Genomic DNA, 16,530 nt, shown 5'->3' with positions numbered 1-16,530 from the left:
GGTAACAACACCAGCGCGTAAGACACCAACAGTAGTATTGGAACAAGATCCAGATACAGGTGATGTAACAGTAACACCTAAGAAACCAGATGGAACAACATATCCACCAGGAACGAAGGTAGAAATTCCAGGTAAGAATGGCACACCAATCGTCGTAACAATTGGAGAAGACGGTAAAGGTAAAGTACCAAATAATGATTTACCAGACGGTGAAGTTCCAGGGATAGGTAAGATTACAGAACCAGGAAAACCTTCTGTTGAAGTAAACGTGAAAACACCTAAGAAATTAGATCCAAATGCACCTCAAACAGAACAACCAGGTGAAATTGAAATTACAAGAAAACCAAATGGAGATGCTGTAGTAACACCTAAGAAACCAGATGGAACAACATATCCACCAGGAACGAAGGTAGTTATCCCAGGTGATCATAATACTCCAATCGAAGTGACTATCGGAGATAATGGATCAGGTGAAGTGCCAAATGATAAACTTCCAAAAGGAGATTTACCAGGAAAAGGTATCGTAACAGAACCGAATAAGAGACCATCACAACCAGTTGATGTAACGACGCCAGCGCGTAAGACACCAACAGTTGAGTTGGAACAAGATCCAAATACAGGAGATGTAACCGTAACACCTAAGAAACCAGATGGATCAACATATCCACCAGGAACCAAGGTAGAGATTCCAGGTAAGAATGGAAACACCATCACTGTAATCATTGGAGAAGACGGTAAAGGTACAGTACCAAATAGTGATTTACCAGATAGTAAAGTACCAGGAGTAGCTAAGATTACAGAACCAGGAAAACCAACTGAAGAAGTCCCAGTGGTAACAACACCAGCGAAACTTACACCAACCGTAACACCTGCTACTAATGGAGGTTCTGGTCAAGATACACCTGCACCTTCACCAACAACTCCAGTTCCAGATGCAGTTACTCCGAATGCGGATCAGGTAGATACTAAGACTACTAATGATAATGGAGCTAAATCAAATGATTCTCAAAATGTATTGCCAAATACAGGAACAGAATCAAATGTGACTCTTGCATCTCTAGGACTTCTTGGTATGCTAGGCGGTCTCGGACTTGCTCTTGGAAAGAAAAAAGAAGACTAAAAATTTAGTCAAATGAACATTCTTTATTTTGTGTTTTAACAACGAACTAGATTGATTCTGAGAGTTGTTTTATCCATAAAATACAAAGAATGATTAGATAAAGAAAGCGAACAATGCTAGAATTTTGTTAAACGGAATTCTAAGTATTGTTCGCTTTTGTGGTATAATAATTACTATGCAGAAGAAACCAACGTCAGCCTATGTGCACATTCCGTTTTGTACTCAAATTTGTTATTATTGTGATTTTTCAAAGGTTTTTATTAAGAATCAGCCAGTCGACAGCTATTTAGAGCATCTGTTAGAAGAGTTTCAATCTTATGATATTCAAAAGTTGAGAACCCTCTATATAGGTGGTGGAACACCAACAGCCTTGTCAGCTTCGCAACTGGAAGTGTTATTGGATGGATTGACTAAAAACTTGGACTTGTCTGTCTTGGAGGAGTTGACCATTGAAGCCAATCCAGGTGACTTGGATGCGGATAAGATTGCTGTTTTGAAGAACTCAGCTGTCAATCGTGTTTCGCTAGGTGTGCAGACCTTTGATGATAAGATGCTGAAAAAGATCGGGCGCAGTCATTTGGAGAAGGATATTTATGAAAATATTGACCGTCTGAAGCTGGCTGGTTTTGACAATATCTCCATTGATTTGATTTATGCGCTACCTGGTCAGACCATGGAGCAGGTCAAGGAAAATGTGGCTAAGGCCATTGGGCTGGATATTCCCCATATGAGTTTGTATAGCTTGATTTTAGAAAATCATACGGTCTTTATGAATCGTATGCGACGAGGGAAATTGCCTCTACCTAAGGAAGAACTGGAAGCTGAGATGTTTGAGTACATCATCGCAGAGCTGGAGCGAGCGGGTTTTGAGCATTATGAGATTTCTAATTTCTCAAAGCCTGGTTTTGAAAGTCGCCACAATCTCATGTACTGGGACAATGCCGAATACTATGGTATCGGTGCTGGGGCATCTGGTTATGTCAATGGTGTTCGTTATAAAAATCATGGTCCCATTCGTCATTATCTCAGTGCGGTTGAGGAAGGCAATGCTCGTATCACAGAAGAGCACCTGAGTCAAAAAGAGCAAATGGAAGAAGAAATGTTCCTGGGGCTTCGCAAGAAATCAGGGGTTTCTATGAGTAGATTTGAGGAAAAATTCGGACGGTCTTTTGAGGGACTTTATGGCGAAATTGTCAGAGACTTGGTTCAACAAGGTCTTATGCAAATAGAGGGTGACCGAGTTCGCATGACAAAGAGAGGTCTCTTTTTAGGAGACACTGTAGCAGAACGATTTATTTTGGAGTAGGATGATGGGCTTAACTTATCAAATGAAAATGAAAATTCCTTTTGATATGGCTGACATGAACGGTCATATCAAACTTCCAGATGTGATTTTGCTGTCCTTGCAAGTTTCAGGGATGCAGTCGATTGAACTGGGAGTTAGTGATAAAACCATTTTGGAGGACTATAATCTGGTCTGGATTATCACAGAATACGATATTGAGGTGGCTCGTTTGCCTCGTTTTGCGGAAGAAATTACCATCGAAACGGAAGCTTTGAGCTACAATCGCCTCTTTTGCTACCGTCGCTTTACTATTTATGATGAAACGGGGCAGGAGCTCATTCACATGATGGCGACCTTTGTTCTTATGGAGCGAGACAGTCGAAAAGTCCATGCTGTTGAACCTGAGATTGTGGCTCCTTACCAGTCTGATTTTGATAAAAAGCTTATCCGTGGGCCAAAGTATGAGTCCTTGAAAGAGCCAGTCAGCAAGGATTACCATGTTCGTTTTTACGATTTGGATATGAATGGTCATGTCAATAATAGTAAATACTTGGATTGGATTTTTGAGGTCATGGGAGCGGACTTTTTGACCCAGTATATTCCCAAGAAAATCAATCTCAAGTATGTCAAGGAAGTTCGACCAGGTGGGGTGATTACATCGGCTGTTGAACGGTCTGGACTGGAAAGTAAGCATGAAATTACAAGCGACGGGGCTACCAATGCCCAAGCTATCATCACTTGGCAAGAAATAAAAAAGGATTAGGGAGAAATAGATGAAATATAAAGGCTATTTAATTGATTTAGACGGAACGATTTATAAGGGGAAAGACAGAATTCCGGCAGGAGAGGCTTTTGTCCATGAATTGCAAAAGCGGGACATTCCCTATCTTTTTGTGACCAACAATACAACCCGCACTCCAGAGAGTGTTCAGGAGATGTTGGTTCAGAATTTTAATATCGATACGCCCCTATCGACTGTCTACACAGCGACTTTGGCGACTATCGACTATATGAACGACTTGGGGCTGGAAAAGACGGTCTATGTCATTGGTGAAGCAGGGCTCAAGGAAGCCATCAAGGCGGCTGGTTATGTCGAAGACAAGGAAAATCCAGCCTATGTGGTAGTAGGACTGGACTGGCAAGTCGACTATGAAAAATTTGCCACAGCGACTCTGGCTATCCAAAAGGGTGCCCACTTTATCGGAACCAATCCTGACCTCAACATCCCGACAGAACGCGGTCTTTTGCCAGGAGCAGGTTCGCTAGTAACTCTCCTTGAAGTAGCAACACGAGTGAAGCCTGTTTATATTGGAAAACCAAATGCCATCATTATGGACAAGGCGGTTGAGCACTTAGGTTTGGAACGTGAAGAATTAATCATGGTTGGGGACAATTACTTGACTGATATTCGAGCTGGGATTGATAATGGCATTCCAACGCTCTTGGTGACAACAGGTTTTACCAAGGCAGAAGAAGTAGCAGACCTGCCAATCGCACCGACTCATGTGGTTTCTAGCCTTGCGGAGTGGAATTTTGATGAAAACTAAACTGACCTTTTGGAGCTCTATGCTCTTTCTCCTCTCCCTCTCAATCCTTCTGACCATCTATCTGGCTTGGATTGTTTATCCGCTGGAGATTAAGTGGTTAAGTTTGACCGATCGGGTCTATCTAAAACCAGAAACTATTCAGTACAACTTTCATATCTTGATGAATTACCTGACCAATCCTTTTAGTCAGGTTCTAGATATGCCAGATTTTCGTTCGTCAGCAGCTGGTTTGCACCACTTTGCGGTGGTGAAGAATCTCTTTCATCTAGTTCAACTAGTTGCCCTAGTGACACTGCCAAGTTTCTATTTCTTTGTCAAAGGGATTGTGAAAAAGGGCTTTTTGTCTCTATTTAGTAAAGGGCTTTTGGCCCTAGTGGTTTTGCCTTTGCTGATTGGGCTTGGGGGAGTGTTGATTGGTTTTGATCAATTCTTTACTCTTTTCCATCAAATTCTCTTTGTGGGAGATGATACTTGGCTTTTTGATCCAGCCAAGGATCCTGTTATTCTGATTTTACCAGAGACCTTCTTCCTCCATGCCTTCCTCCTCTTTTTTGCCCTCTATGAAAGCTTTTTTGGCTATCTATATCTAAAAAGTCGTAAGAAGTGAAAAGAAAGATGTTTTTAATTTGTATATATAAAAATGTATATCATTTTAAACCATCGTTAAGAGTGAATTAACCAAATCCAGAATATATCAATCGTTCACGAACAGTCTATTTTTCTTGAAAAAATAGGCTTTTTTTCTAAAAATCGCTAGTCAAGCGCTTTATTTTTTTGTATAATAGAAGTAGCAAAGTATAGATAAGAAGAGAAAAGCATGATTACACTATTTCTATCACCGAGCTGTACATCATGTCGTAAGGCTAAGGCCTGGTTAGAAAAACATAAGGTTCCCTTTGTGGAACACAATATTATGACCAGTCCTTTAACAAGAAAAGAATTGCAACACATCCTTTCCTTGACCGAAAATGGTACTGATGACATCATTTCAACTCGTTCAAAAATTTTTCAAAAATTAGATATTGATGTAGAGAGTATTTCTGTATCGGAATTGCTTCATTTGATTGAGCAGTACCCTAGTCTTTTGCGTCGCCCAATTATTATCGATGCCAAACGCATGCAGATCGGTTTTAATGAAGATGAGATTCGTGCTTTTCTCCCTCGTAGTTACCGTAAGCAAGAACTAAAAGAAGCAAGAATGAGAGCTGGTATTAGTTAATGAACAAACAGTATAGTTACCCACTAGATTTGTCGTGGAGCACTGAAGAACTTGCTTCAGTGCTTTCTTTTTTTAATGATGTTGAAGCTGCCTATGAAGGCAAGGTAGAGTCTAAAAAGCTACTGGACTCCTATAAGGGGTTCAAGGCGGTCGTGCCAAGTAAGAGTGAAGAGAAACGTTTGGGACGAGAATTTGAAACGGTTAGTGGCTATTCGCTTTACCGAGCAGTTCAGGTTGCCAAGGAAAAAGGGGAAGGAAAGATTTCTCTTGGAAAGTAAATTTGAATTTGCCAAAGAGCTTGTCAGGAAGGCGGGCCAGTACATCCTTGACCATATGCAGGAAGACTTGCGTGTTGAAACCAAGTCCTCTCCAACAGACTTGGTGACCAGACTGGACAAGGAAGTTCAGGAGCTCTTGGTTGGTGAGATTTTATCCCGTTATCCTGAGGATAAGATTTGTGCTGAAGAAGGTTGTCTGCGAGCTTCGGTTCAAGAAGGAAGGGTTTGGGTCATTGATCCCATTGATGGTACCAATAACTTTGTCGCCCAGCAGGAAGATTTTGCTGTTATGATGGCTTATTTTGAAAATGGTCAGGGGCAGTTTGGACTGATTTATGATGTGGTCAAAGGGGATTGTTATCACGGTGGTGGAGCCTTTCCAGTTTGTCTAAATGATAAGCCCCTAGCTCCCTTTAAAGCAAAACCACTTGGAGATTTTCTCATTGCAGGGAATAGTGGTATGCTGGAAACCAATGAATGGGGTCTGGCTGATTTGGGTCGATCGGTCCTCGGTGTTCGTGTCTATGGGAGTGCGGCCATTAGTTTTGCCAAGATTTTGTCAGGGCGTTTGTTGACCTATGTTACTTATCTGCAACCATGGGATTATGCTGCTGCTAGTATTTTAGGGGAAAGTCTGGGCTATCGGGTTGTAACCCTTTCTGGTCAACCTCTTGATTTTCAAACCAGACAGGCGGTCATGATGCTACCTCTTGAGATGCAGGAGGAAATTCAGTCCTATATTTACGAAAGGAAAAGAACTTAAATGCAATTTCCAAAAGGATTTGTTGAAAAATATGAAGAGATACTAGGAGATGAGGCAAGAGATTTTCTTGCCTCTTTTGAGGAGGAAGCGGTTTCGGCCTTTCGAGTCAATCCTTTAAAAGAAGCGCCAGTTTCCTTTTCTAATCCCATTCCTCAAACCCCTTGGGGTCACTATGGTAAGGTTTCAGGGAAATCGCTTGAGCATGCTACTGGTTTGGTTTATTCGCAAGAACCTGCTGCCCAGATGGTGGCTCAGGTAGCCAAGCCCAGTCCTGGGATGAAGGTTTTGGACTTGGCAGCTGCTCCAGGTGGCAAATCAACTCAACTGGCAGCCTATCTAGCAGGGGAGGGGCTACTTGTTTCCAATGAAATTTCAAGCAAACGGGCTAAGATTTTAGTAGAAAACATGGAGCGCTTTGGAGCGACAAATGTCGTGGTGACCAATGAATCTGCTGACCGCTTGGCCAAGGTTTTTAAAGGCTATTTTGACCTGATTGTCCTTGATGCTCCTTGCTCTGGGGAAGGGATGTTTCGTAAGCAACCAGATGCTATGGACTATTGGAGCTTAGATTATCCAAGTCAATGTGCTAGCTTGCAAAGAGAAATTCTGGAGGATGCAGTAACCATGCTAGCTGAAGGTGGTCGCTTGGTTTATTCAACCTGTACCTGGGCACCTGAGGAAAATGAAGAGATTGTCAATTGGCTACTGGAAGAGTATGATTTTGATTTGCTGCCAGTTGAGCACATCAATGGAATGGTAGCTGGTATTGATCTGCCAGAAACGGCTCGGATGTACCCTCATCAGTTTAAGGGAGAGGGTCAGTTTGTAGCCCATCTACAATTTAAAGGGGAAAATCTAGCACCAAAATGCAAGGCAAGTAAGAGCAATCTCAACCGTGAACAAATTGCCTTGTGGCAGGAATTTGCTCAAAACCACTTAAAGGGCAATCTAAGGGGGATCTTGCAGACTTTTGGTGACCAACTCTATCTCTTGCCAGAACTTTTGCCAGATTTAGGGAAACTCAAGATTGCTCGCAATGGACTGCATTTGGGCACTTTTAAGAAGAAACGTTTTGAACCCAGTTTCGCTCTCGGTCTAGCCTTGAAATCGAGTCAGGTCAAGCAGTCGGTTGAAATTGACCAAGAAGAGTTTGTAAAGTATGTGGCTGGAGAAACCATTCAGCTGTCGGAAAGTCTGCCAAATGGTTGGTATCAAGTTTTGGTTCAAGGCAATGGGTTGGGCTTTGCTAAGGTGACTGGAAATGTTTTGAAAAATTATTTTCCAAAAGGCCTCAGATTCAAGTGAAAATGCTAGTCAAAGTAGCTTGTCTATGTTATAGTGGAAGTATGGATTTTTTTCAAATTGTCTTTCATTTTAAGTCAAAATTGGTGGAGAAGATAACTGAGTAAATTTCAAGTAAAATCAAGCTAAGAACTTCAGTTGGCTCCCAATTTTCAAAAGAAAAACATAAATAAATAGTTGAAAAAATTCACAGCATTCACCATTATTTTCAAGGAGAAAAACAGTGAAAAAAAGGAAAAAACTCGCTCTATCCCTTGCAGCTCTTTTGCTGGCAGGTTCTTTGGCGGGATGTGCTAGCTGGATTGATCGTGGAGAATCCATGACAGCTGTTGGCTCAACGGCTCTTCAGCCTTTGGTCGAAGCAGCAGCAGATGAATTTGGTTCTATGCACGTTGGAAAAACAGTTAATGTCCAAGGTGGTGGATCTGGTACAGGTCTGTCTCAGGTTCAGTCTGGAGCTGTTGATGTAGGAAATTCAGACGTATTTGCCGAGGAAAAAGACGGTATCAACGCATCCGCTCTAGTGGACCATAAGGTTGCTGTAGCGGGCTTGGCAGTCATTGTAAATAAGGAAGTTGACGTTGAAAATCTGACAACTGAACAACTCCGTAGCATCTTCACAGGTCAAGTGACCAACTGGAAAGAGGTTGGGGGGAAAGATCTAGCCATTTCCATTATCAACCGCGCGGCAAGTTCTGGTTCGCGTGCAACCTTTGATAGTGTTATCATGGATGGTCAATCTGCCGTGCAGAGTCAAGAACAGGATTCAAATGGGATGGTCAAAAACATTGTTTCCCAGACACCAGGAGCCATTTCTTACCTAGCTTTTGCCTATGTGGATGACTCGGTGAAACGCATGAAGTTGAATGGCTATGAGCCGATTGCAGAAAATGTTACAAGCAATAACTGGCCTTTGTGGTCTTATGAACACATGTACACCCTAGGTCAACCAAATGAATTGGTGGCAGAATTTCTCAACTTTGTCCTCTCAGATGAAGCGCAAAGTGGAATCGTTAAGGGGATGGGCTATATTTCTGTTAAGGAAATGAAGGTTGAAAAAGATGCTGTAGGAACGGTGACAGCACTAGAAGGGAGTCACTAATGAATCAAGAAGAATTAGCTAAAAAATTACTTTCTCCCTCAAAGAACTCTCGTCTAGAGAAATTAGGAAAAGGCTTGACCTTTGCCTGCCTGTCTTTGATTGTCATCATTGTGGCCATGATTTTGATTTTCGTAGCCCAAAAAGGTTTGTCGACCTTCTTTGTCAATGGGGTTAATATCTTTGATTTCCTCTTTGGACAAACTTGGAATCCTTCAGGTAAGCAATTTGGTGCCCTTCCTATGATTTTGGGTTCCTTTATTGTCACAATCCTATCAGCCCTTATCGCAACTCCTTTTGCCATTGGTGCGGCAGTCTTTATGACCGAGGTCTCACCAAAAGGTGCTAGAATCTTGCAACCAGCTATTGAATTGCTAGTTGGGATTCCTTCAGTTGTGTATGGATTTATCGGTTTGCAGGTCGTAGTTCCCTTTGTCCGCAGTGTCTTTGGTGGAACTGGTTTTGGGATCTTGTCAGGGATTTTCGTTCTCTTTGTCATGATTTTACCGACGGTAACCTTTATGACAACCGATAGCTTGCGTGCGGTGCCTCGTCACTACCGCGAAGCTAGTTTGGCTATGGGAGCCACTCGTTGGCAAACCATCTGGCGCGTGACCTTGAAGGCGGCGCGTTCAGGGATTTTCACTGCAGTGGTCTTTGGGATGGCGCGTGCCTTTGGTGAGGCCTTGGCCATTCAGATGGTAGTTGGAAACTCAGCCGTTGTCCCAACTTCATTGACAACACCTGCTGCGACCTTGACCTCTGTGTTGACCATGGGTATCGGAAATACCGTTATGGGAACAGTTGACAATAACGTTCTCTGGTCCTTGGCCTTAGTCTTGCTTTTGATGAGTTTGGCCTTCAACAGTGTGATTAAATTGATTACGAAAGAAAGAGGAAAGAAAAACTATGCACGCTAAGAAATTAGATAAAATTGCAACAGCTGTCCTCTACTCGATTGCAGGAATTATTGTTGCCATCTTGGCATCCTTGATTCTTTATATCTTGGTTCGTGGTTTGCCCCACATCTCTTGGTCTTTCTTGACTGGCAAATCATCTTCTTACCAAGCAGGTGGAGGGATTGGAATTCAGCTCTATAATTCCTTCTTCCTTCTGATTATTACCTTAATTATCTCTGTTCCTTTATCTATGGGGGCTGGGATTTTCCTAGCTGAATATGCTAAAAAAGGTCCTGTGACCAATTTTGTCAGAACCTGTATTGAAATCTTGTCTTCACTGCCATCAGTGGTTGTAGGTCTCTTTGGTTACTTGATCTTTGTAGTTCAGTTTGAGTATGGATTTTCAATCATTTCAGGTGCCTTGGCCTTGACAGTCTTTAACTTGCCTCAGATGACTCGTAATGTCGAGGACAGTTTGAAACATGTTCACCATACGCAACGTGAGGCTGGTTTAGCCCTTGGGATTTCTCGTTGGGAGACTGTTGTCCATGTGGTCATTCCAGAAGCCCTTCCAGGTATTGTAACGGGTGTCGTCTTGGCCTCTGGTCGTATCTTTGGTGAGGCGGCTGCTCTTATCTATACAGCAGGGCAATCTGCACCAGCACTAGACTGGTCTAACTGGAATATTCTCAGTGTGACTAGCCCAATCTCTATCTTCCGTCAAGCAGAAACCTTGGCTGTCCACATTTGGAAAGTCAATAGTGAAGGTACCATTCCAGATGGAACGATCGTATCAGCAGGTTCTGCGGCCGTGCTCCTCATCTTTATCCTCATCTTTAACTTTGGAGCCCGTAAACTCGGAAGCTACCTACATAAGAAATTAACCGCTGCCTAAAGGAGAAGCCATGTCAAAATATAATTGGGATGAAAAGCATATCATCACCTTTCCTGAAGAGAAAGTGGCCCTCTCTACTAAGGATTTACATGTTTACTACGGTAAAAAAGAATCCATCAAGGGCATCGATATGCAATTTGAAAAAAATAAAATCACAGCCTTAATTGGCCCTTCTGGTTCAGGGAAATCAACCTACCTCCGCAGTCTCAACCGTATGAATGATACCATTGATATTGCCAAGGTCACAGGTCAAATACTCTATCAAGGAATTGATGTCAACCGTCCAGAAATCAATGTTTATGAGATGCGTAAGCACATTGGAATGGTCTTCCAACGACCAAATCCATTTGCCAAGTCTATCTACCGCAACATCACTTTTGCTCATGAACGTGCAGGAGTCAAGGACAAGCAAGTCTTGGATGAAATTGTGGAAACCTCTCTTCGTCAGGCTGCCCTTTGGGACCAGGTCAAAGACGATTTACACAAATCAGCCTTGACCCTATCAGGTGGTCAGCAGCAACGTCTCTGTATCGCTCGTGCTATCTCTGTTAAACCAGATATCCTCTTGATGGATGAGCCAGCGTCAGCCTTGGATCCGATTGCGACAGCCCAGCTGGAAGAAACCATGTTGGAATTGAAGAAGGATTTTACCATTATCATCGTGACCCACAGCATGCAACAGGCTGCGCGTGCTAGTGACTACACAGGATTTTTCTACTTGGGTGACTTGATCGAGTATGATAAGACGTCTAATATTTTCCAAAATGCCAAACTGCAGTCAACCAATGACTACGTAACAGGACACTTTGGATAGAAAGGAAACAGTATGACAGAAGCGATTTTACAGGTGTCAGACCTGTCCGTTTACTACAATCAAAAAAAGGCTTTGAATAGTGTTTCCCTATCTTTCCAACCTAAGGAAATTACAGCCTTAATTGGTCCATCTGGATCAGGGAAATCAACCCTACTCAAGGCTATCAACCGCATGGGAGATCTCAATCCAGAGGTGACTACAACTGGTTCAGTGGTATACAACGGTCACAATATTTACAGCCCACGTACAGATACAGTTGAATTGCGGAAGGAAATCGGTATGGTTTTCCAACAACCAAACCCCTTCCCTATGTCTATCTACGAAAATGTTGTTTATGGGCTTCGTATCAATGGAGTGAAGGACAAGCAGGTTCTGGATGAAGCAGTAGAAAAAGCCCTGCAACGAGCTTCTATCTGGGATGAGGTCAAGGACCGCCTACATGATTCAGCTATCGGGCTTTCAGGTGGGCAACAACAACGTGTCTGCGTTGCCCGTGTCTTGGCAACCAGTCCTAAAATCATTCTCTTGGATGAACCGACTTCAGCCTTGGACCCTATCTCGGCTGGGAAGATTGAGGAAACCTTGTATGGTCTAAAAGATAAATACACCATGCTCTTGGTTACGCGTTCCATGCAACAAGCCTCTCGTATCTCTGACAAGACAGGATTTTTCCTAGATGGAGATTTGATTGAGTTTAACGATACCAAGAAGATGTTCCTCAACCCACAACACAAGGAAACAGAAGATTATATTTCAGGAAAATTTGGATAAGGAGATAAATGATGTTACGTTCTCAATTTGAAGAAGATTTGGAGAAATTGCACAACCAGTTCTATGCTATGGGACAAGAAGTGCTATCCCAAATCAATCGTACGGTACGTGCCTTTGTTACGCATGACCGTGATTTGGCCAAAGAAGTCATCGAAGACGATGCAGAAGTAAACGAATACGAAGTGAAATTGGAGAAGAAATCATTTGAAATGATTGCCCTGCAACAACCCGTTTCTCAGGACTTGCGTACAGTTCTGACAGTCTTGAAGGCTGTATCTGACTTGGAACGTATGGGTGACCATGCCGTTTCTATTGCTAAAGCGGCAATTCGTATGAAAGGGGAGCAACGCATCCCAGCTGTTGAAGAAGAAATCAAGAGAATGGGGCGAGATGTCAAGAACTTCGTTGAAGCAGCCCTTGAACTTTATCTGAATGGTTCAGTAGATCAGGCCTATGAAGTAGCAGCCATGGACGAAAAAATCAACCATTACTTTGATAGCATTCGTGACTTGGCTACAGAAGAAATCAAGAAAAATCCTGATGCCATCGTTACAGGTCGTGATTATTTCCAAGTGATTGCCTTCTTGGAACGTATTGGAGACTATGCCAAGAATATCTGTGAATGGGTTGTTTACTTTGAAACAGGTAAGATTGTAGAACTATAAAATAGATTCATTCTGTATAAAAAGGAGCTAGAAATCAACTGATAGCTCCTTTTATTGAATTAAAAAAATATTTTTAAGATAAAAATTCAAAAAACACTTGACAAGCAACTTGGATAGCGTTATAATTATACAAAATTAACAGAGAGGTTGTTTATTTATGAAATCAAAAAAATGGATATTTGTTTTATGTAGTTTTCTTGCAAGTTTCTTCTTAGTAGCTTGCCAGTCAAGTTCTAATGGTTCTCAGTCAGCTGTTGAAGCCATTAAGCAAAAGGGGAAATTAGTTGTGGCGACTAGTCCTGACTATGCACCTTTTGAATTCCAATCCTTAGTTGACGGGAAAAATCAGGTAGTCGGTGCGGATATTGATATGGCCCAAGCTATCGCTGATGAACTTGGGGTGAAGTTGGAAATCTCAAGCATGAGTTTTGACAATGTCTTGACCAGTCTTCAAACTGGTAAGGCTGACCTAGCAGTTGCGGGAATTAGCGCTACTGACGAGAGAAAAGAAGTCTTTGATTTTTCAATCCCTTACTATGAAAACAAGATTAGTTTCTTGGTTCGTAAGGCTGATGTAGAAAAATACAAGGATTTAACTAGCCTTGAAAGTGCTAATATTGCAGCCCAAAAAGGAACTGTTCCAGAATCTATGGTCAAGGAACAATTGCCAAAAGCACCGCTGACTTCCCTAACCAATATGGGAGAAGCAGTCAATGAATTGCAGGCTGGAAAAGTAGATGCTGTTCATATGGATGAACCTGTTGCCCTTAGTTATGCTGCTAAAAACGCGGACCTAGCTGTCGCAACTGTCAGCTTGAAGATGAAGGACGGCGAAGCTAATGCAGTTGCCCTTAGAAAAAATAGTGCTGATTTGAAAGAAGTGGTGGACAAGGTCATCCAAAAACTCAAGGATGAAGGTACCTACCAAAGCTATCTTGAAAAAGCAGCAACCTTAACAGAAGTTGAAGAATAATACTCAATGAAAATCAAAGAGCAAACTAGGAAGCTAGCCGCAAGTTGCTCAAAGCACTGCTTTGAGGTTGTAGATAAGACTGACGAAGTCAGTTACATATATCTACGGTAAGGCGACGCTGATGTGGTTTGAAGAGATTTTCGAAGAGTATAAGAAAAAAGCAGAGTTGGAAGTCAATCCAATTCTGCTTTTAAATAGTTTAAAACATTTTCCAGATTATCTAAGGGAACTTTGGCAAATTGATAAGGGCAGGCATCCAAGTAAGCCTCTTCAAAGAAGTCCAAGCCCAGTTGGCTGTGCTTGAGACTGGCAATTTTAGGATACTGTCTCAGGTCTAGTAATAAACCATCGTGTAGGGGAAAGTGAGGGAGGGGACAAGGTGTGTTAGCTAGTCTTTCCTCGATTTGTTTTTGGTAGTCTTCCTGATTGGATAAGCGAGCTAGCCGATTTTTCTCAAATAATTGACTGTCAATATAGAGTGACAGGGCCTTTTGCATGATGAGGTTGCTATCGTAATCTAGGATATTTTTGTAGGTCACAAAGGCTTCCTTGATAGCATTTGGAAGGATGAGTGCTGTTATCCGCAGGGCTGGAAAGAGGCTGGTTGAGAAGGACTTGATATAAATGACGCGCTCCTCTGTATCTAGATAGTGGAAGGTCTGGCCCTTCTTGGAGTCCAAATCACCCAGATAGTCGTCCTCTACGATATAGACACCATACTTGGCAGCTAAGTCAAGAATAGCTCGTTTGTCCTGCTCTGAGTAAGAATGGCCTAGGGGATAGTGAAATCGAGGAATGGTATAGAAAAACTTAATTTTTCCTGTTTTGAAATGGCGCTCCAGTTCCTCCAAGTCAATCCCATCAATGCCTCGTTCGATCGTTTGATAGTTCAGACCCTGAGCAATCAAGAGGCGATTCATCCGATGGTAGGTTGGCTGTTCTACCAAGATTTCCTTGGCTTGGCTAGGGAAGGAAATTTGCGAGAGAATAAAAAGGGCTTGTTGGGTTCCAGAAGTCAGTACCAGTTGGTCTGCCTTGCAGTAGAGGGCTTGATCAAAGAGGAGTTTATGAATAGACTGTCTTAGGTCTTCTAAACCTTCTTGGTTGTCATAGTAGTTGAACAGGTAGTTTTCCCGGCCAATTAAGGTTTCATTGACGCAGAGTCGGAAATCGTCATAGGCACTGGCGTGTTCGTCGGTAACCTCGATTTCTAGGTCCTGATGTTGCCCTTGTTCTAGGACATAGTAGCCACTCTGGGGCTTGGCATAGAGGTATTGTTCGTGCCGTAATTCCAGCAGGGCTCGTTGGACAGTATCCTTGCTACAGTGAAAGTCAAGGCTCAGTTGACGGATAGAAGGCAGGCGGCTACCCGTCGGAAAACTTCCAGACTCGATCCCACTTTTCAGATAGGAAACGACCTCTTGGTACTTGCTTTGTTTCTTCATTCCAGACCTCCCTTGATTTTGTTACATTGTACCCTTTTTTTTCCTTCTTGGCAATGTCTAAAGTGTTTCTCTCGTTCACATCTAGGGGCAAATGTAGTATACTCCCATTTTTAATACTTTTTTGAAATCAAAGAGCAATCAAATGCGGATGTGACAGTTTTTCGGAACTTTTTTTCTCTTTAAAACAAAATGTGTATTTTTATCTGGGGTTGGTTTGTTTTAAAAAGTTTTCATGCTAATTTCCCCTTATTACTTGCACTTGTTTTTAGGAAAAAGCTTGAAATCGCTTTCTTGTTCTGGTATAACAGAATTGAAAAATAAAAGTATACGAATAACTTGTTAGAAAGGAGTTTAAATCAGAAAGTCAAGTTATTTTATCAGTAATATACATTTGTGACTTGAAAGGAGTGTTTTTTATGAAATTAAAAAACCGGAACTACAGCTCTTGTTGTATTATCACTATTTTCTATTATGTCTCCTTCTATAGCTTTTGTTAGAGTATTTGCTGATGATGTAATTACCACGGAAGTTTCTGAAATTAGTACCTAAGAACAAAAACAAATCGATGATGTAGCCAATGTTCTTGAACAAATGTTTAGAAATTAAGTTAATGAAAAAAATTTTACTGAATATGTTTATAAAAACTTTTCTCAAAAAGATATTGCTCTTGCGGAAAATGAATTAGAAACTAATATTAATAATCCCTATGACAGAGTCCCTTGGTATGAGATGGGAGGATGTATAGCGAGAAAAATACGAGATGAATTTTTTGCTATGTTCAATGTTTCGCTAATTGTTAAGTATGCGTAGAAAAGGCTTGGTCAGAATTAGCTAAAGTGGTACTAAGATTTGTTAAAGCTAATGGACTTAAAACAAATATTTATATCATTGCTGGTCAATTGGCTATTTGGGCAGTTCAGTGAGGTATGGAATAATGCGTGATAAAAACTTTTTAATAAAAGATGGGATTATTAGTTTTTTGATTGGATTTGTATATGCGTATTTAGTGTTACAAAAATTTATCCTTTGGAAAATCCTTTTGTTTGCATTTATTTTTGCAATTATTAATACAATATTTATGTTTACTAGGAACAAAAAATAAATAATTATTTAGTTAAATAAAAAGCGACCCCTAGGGAAGTGTGTTCCTTAGGGGTTGTTGTGCTAGTTCAAGTTTTGTTTCTGTCAAAATCTCAGACTACCCGTCGGAAAGCATCCAGACTCGATACTATTTTTCAGATAAGCTACGACCTCTTGGTACTTGCTTTGTTTCTTCATTCCAGACCTCCCTTGATTTTGTTACATTGTACCCTTTTTTTCCTTCTTGGCAATGTCTAGGGGGGTTCTCTCGTTCACATCTAGGGGCAAATGTGGTATACTTAGGAGTAACATTTATATAATAATACTCTTCGAAAATCTCTTCAAACCACGTCAGCTTCGCCTTGCCGTAGATAT

General features: G+C 41.5%; 18 protein-coding genes. 16 read left to right on the top strand and 2 right to left on the bottom strand.

Going from position 1 to position 16,530, the window contains the following annotated elements:
- The 16 genes from RWM06_RS08035 to RWM06_RS07960 all read left to right on the top strand — a co-directional run.
- Positions 1-1,120 (top strand): LPXTG cell wall anchor domain-containing protein (locus RWM06_RS08035; RefSeq protein WP_313970751.1); only part of this gene is annotated, 1,120 nt, incomplete at its 5' end.
- Between the two features lie 175 nt (positions 1,121-1,295).
- Positions 1,296-2,426: a radical SAM family heme chaperone HemW gene (hemW, locus tag RWM06_RS08030; RefSeq protein ID WP_313970750.1), complete on the top strand. Its 1,131-nt coding sequence runs from the start codon at positions 1,296-1,298 to the stop codon at positions 2,424-2,426.
- A gap of 4 nt (positions 2,427-2,430) precedes the next feature.
- Complete coding sequence (locus RWM06_RS08025) at positions 2,431-3,168, top strand: acyl-[acyl-carrier-protein] thioesterase (protein WP_313970749.1); 738 nt, start codon at positions 2,431-2,433, stop codon at positions 3,166-3,168.
- Positions 3,169-3,178: 10 nt separating this feature from the next.
- On the top strand, positions 3,179-3,952 hold the full coding sequence (locus tag RWM06_RS08020) for a TIGR01457 family HAD-type hydrolase (protein ID WP_313970748.1): 774 nt from the start codon (positions 3,179-3,181) through the stop codon (positions 3,950-3,952).
- Positions 3,942-4,559: a TIGR01906 family membrane protein gene (locus RWM06_RS08015; protein ID WP_313970747.1), complete on the top strand. Its 618-nt coding sequence runs from the start codon at positions 3,942-3,944 to the stop codon at positions 4,557-4,559. The genes RWM06_RS08020 and RWM06_RS08015 overlap by 11 nt, the downstream gene beginning before the upstream one ends.
- A 210-nt stretch (positions 4,560-4,769) precedes the next feature.
- The gene (locus RWM06_RS08010; protein ID WP_000631257.1) at positions 4,770-5,171 is read left to right on the top strand and encodes a Spx/MgsR family RNA polymerase-binding regulatory protein; all 402 of its coding nucleotides are present in this window, start codon (positions 4,770-4,772) and stop codon (positions 5,169-5,171) included.
- Positions 5,171-5,449, top strand: a complete 279-nt coding sequence (locus RWM06_RS08005) for a UPF0223 family protein (RefSeq protein ID WP_313970746.1) — start codon at positions 5,171-5,173, stop codon at positions 5,447-5,449. Before RWM06_RS08010 ends, RWM06_RS08005 begins: the two co-directional genes overlap by 1 nt.
- Positions 5,439-6,212, top strand: a complete 774-nt coding sequence (locus RWM06_RS08000) for an inositol monophosphatase family protein (RefSeq protein WP_313970745.1) — start codon at positions 5,439-5,441, stop codon at positions 6,210-6,212. The genes RWM06_RS08005 and RWM06_RS08000 overlap by 11 nt, the downstream gene beginning before the upstream one ends.
- Entirely contained in the window at positions 6,213-7,517 is a 1,305-nt protein-coding gene (locus RWM06_RS07995) for an RsmF rRNA methyltransferase first C-terminal domain-containing protein (RefSeq protein WP_313970744.1), read from the top strand.
- 220 nt (positions 7,518-7,737) lie between these two features.
- A complete protein-coding gene (locus tag RWM06_RS07990; RefSeq protein ID WP_020903179.1) occupies positions 7,738-8,616 on the top strand; it encodes a phosphate ABC transporter substrate-binding protein PstS family protein in 879 nt (292 codons plus the stop codon).
- Positions 8,616-9,533 carry a phosphate ABC transporter permease subunit PstC gene (gene pstC / locus RWM06_RS07985; RefSeq protein WP_001070903.1) on the top strand — a complete coding sequence of 306 codons (918 nt, stop codon included), beginning with the start codon at positions 8,616-8,618 and terminating at the stop codon, positions 9,531-9,533. Before RWM06_RS07990 ends, pstC begins: the two co-directional genes overlap by 1 nt.
- Positions 9,523-10,407, top strand: coding sequence for a phosphate ABC transporter permease PstA (gene pstA, locus RWM06_RS07980; RefSeq protein ID WP_033683367.1), 885 nt, complete (start codon positions 9,523-9,525; stop codon positions 10,405-10,407). Before pstC ends, pstA begins: the two co-directional genes overlap by 11 nt.
- A gap of 10 nt (positions 10,408-10,417) precedes the next feature.
- Positions 10,418-11,221: a phosphate ABC transporter ATP-binding protein PstB gene (gene pstB / locus RWM06_RS07975; protein ID WP_020900241.1), complete on the top strand. Its 804-nt coding sequence runs from the start codon at positions 10,418-10,420 to the stop codon at positions 11,219-11,221.
- A gap of 12 nt (positions 11,222-11,233) precedes the next feature.
- Positions 11,234-11,992: a phosphate ABC transporter ATP-binding protein PstB gene (gene pstB, locus RWM06_RS07970; protein WP_000133484.1), complete on the top strand. Its 759-nt coding sequence runs from the start codon at positions 11,234-11,236 to the stop codon at positions 11,990-11,992.
- Between the two features lie 11 nt (positions 11,993-12,003).
- On the top strand, positions 12,004-12,657 hold the full coding sequence (gene phoU / locus RWM06_RS07965; protein ID WP_000946458.1) for a phosphate signaling complex protein PhoU: 654 nt from the start codon (positions 12,004-12,006) through the stop codon (positions 12,655-12,657).
- 157 nt (positions 12,658-12,814) lie between these two features.
- Positions 12,815-13,630, top strand: a complete 816-nt coding sequence (locus RWM06_RS07960) for an ABC transporter substrate-binding protein (RefSeq protein ID WP_313970743.1) — start codon at positions 12,815-12,817, stop codon at positions 13,628-13,630.
- 173 nt (positions 13,631-13,803) lie between these two features.
- On the opposite strand, the gene RWM06_RS07955 is transcribed toward RWM06_RS07960, so the two are convergent.
- Entirely contained in the window at positions 13,804-15,075 is a 1,272-nt protein-coding gene (locus tag RWM06_RS07955; protein ID WP_313970742.1) for a PLP-dependent aminotransferase family protein, read from the bottom strand.
- Between the two features lie 1,228 nt (positions 15,076-16,303).
- Positions 16,304-16,530: hypothetical protein (locus tag RWM06_RS07950; RefSeq protein WP_313970741.1), on the bottom strand; the 227-nt coding region annotated here is incomplete at its 5' end.

It is taken from the genome of uncultured Streptococcus sp., assembly GCF_963516575.1.
Taxonomy (GTDB): Bacteria; Bacillota; Bacilli; order Lactobacillales; family Streptococcaceae; genus Streptococcus.
Note: the sequence above shows the minus strand (reverse complement) of the source record. Positions and strands in the feature narration are given on the sequence as shown.

Bases quoted from the DNA above. Each gene is read 5' to 3' on its own strand.
- RWM06_RS08010 (WP_000631257.1), top strand. From the start codon at position 4,770: ATGATTACACTATTTCTATCACCGAGCTGTACATCATGTCGTAAGGCT.
- RWM06_RS08015 (WP_313970747.1), top strand. From the start codon at position 3,942: ATGAAAACTAAACTGACCTTTTGGAGCTCTATGCTCTTTCTCCTCTCC.
- hemW (WP_313970750.1), top strand. From the start codon at position 1,296: ATGCAGAAGAAACCAACGTCAGCCTATGTGCACATTCCGTTTTGTACT.
- RWM06_RS08025 (WP_313970749.1), top strand. From the start codon at position 2,431: ATGGGCTTAACTTATCAAATGAAAATGAAAATTCCTTTTGATATGGCT.
- pstB (WP_020900241.1), top strand. From the start codon at position 10,418: ATGTCAAAATATAATTGGGATGAAAAGCATATCATCACCTTTCCTGAA.
- RWM06_RS08020 (WP_313970748.1), top strand. From the start codon at position 3,179: ATGAAATATAAAGGCTATTTAATTGATTTAGACGGAACGATTTATAAG.
- RWM06_RS07955 (WP_313970742.1), bottom strand. From the start codon at position 15,075: ATGAAGAAACAAAGCAAGTACCAAGAGGTCGTTTCCTATCTGAAAAGT.
- pstB (WP_000133484.1), top strand. From the start codon at position 11,234: ATGACAGAAGCGATTTTACAGGTGTCAGACCTGTCCGTTTACTACAAT.
- RWM06_RS08005 (WP_313970746.1), top strand. From the start codon at position 5,171: ATGAACAAACAGTATAGTTACCCACTAGATTTGTCGTGGAGCACTGAA.
- pstA (WP_033683367.1), top strand. From the start codon at position 9,523: ATGCACGCTAAGAAATTAGATAAAATTGCAACAGCTGTCCTCTACTCG.
- pstC (WP_001070903.1), top strand. From the start codon at position 8,616: ATGAATCAAGAAGAATTAGCTAAAAAATTACTTTCTCCCTCAAAGAAC.
- phoU (WP_000946458.1), top strand. From the start codon at position 12,004: ATGTTACGTTCTCAATTTGAAGAAGATTTGGAGAAATTGCACAACCAG.
- RWM06_RS07995 (WP_313970744.1), top strand. From the start codon at position 6,213: ATGCAATTTCCAAAAGGATTTGTTGAAAAATATGAAGAGATACTAGGA.
- RWM06_RS07960 (WP_313970743.1), top strand. From the start codon at position 12,815: ATGAAATCAAAAAAATGGATATTTGTTTTATGTAGTTTTCTTGCAAGT.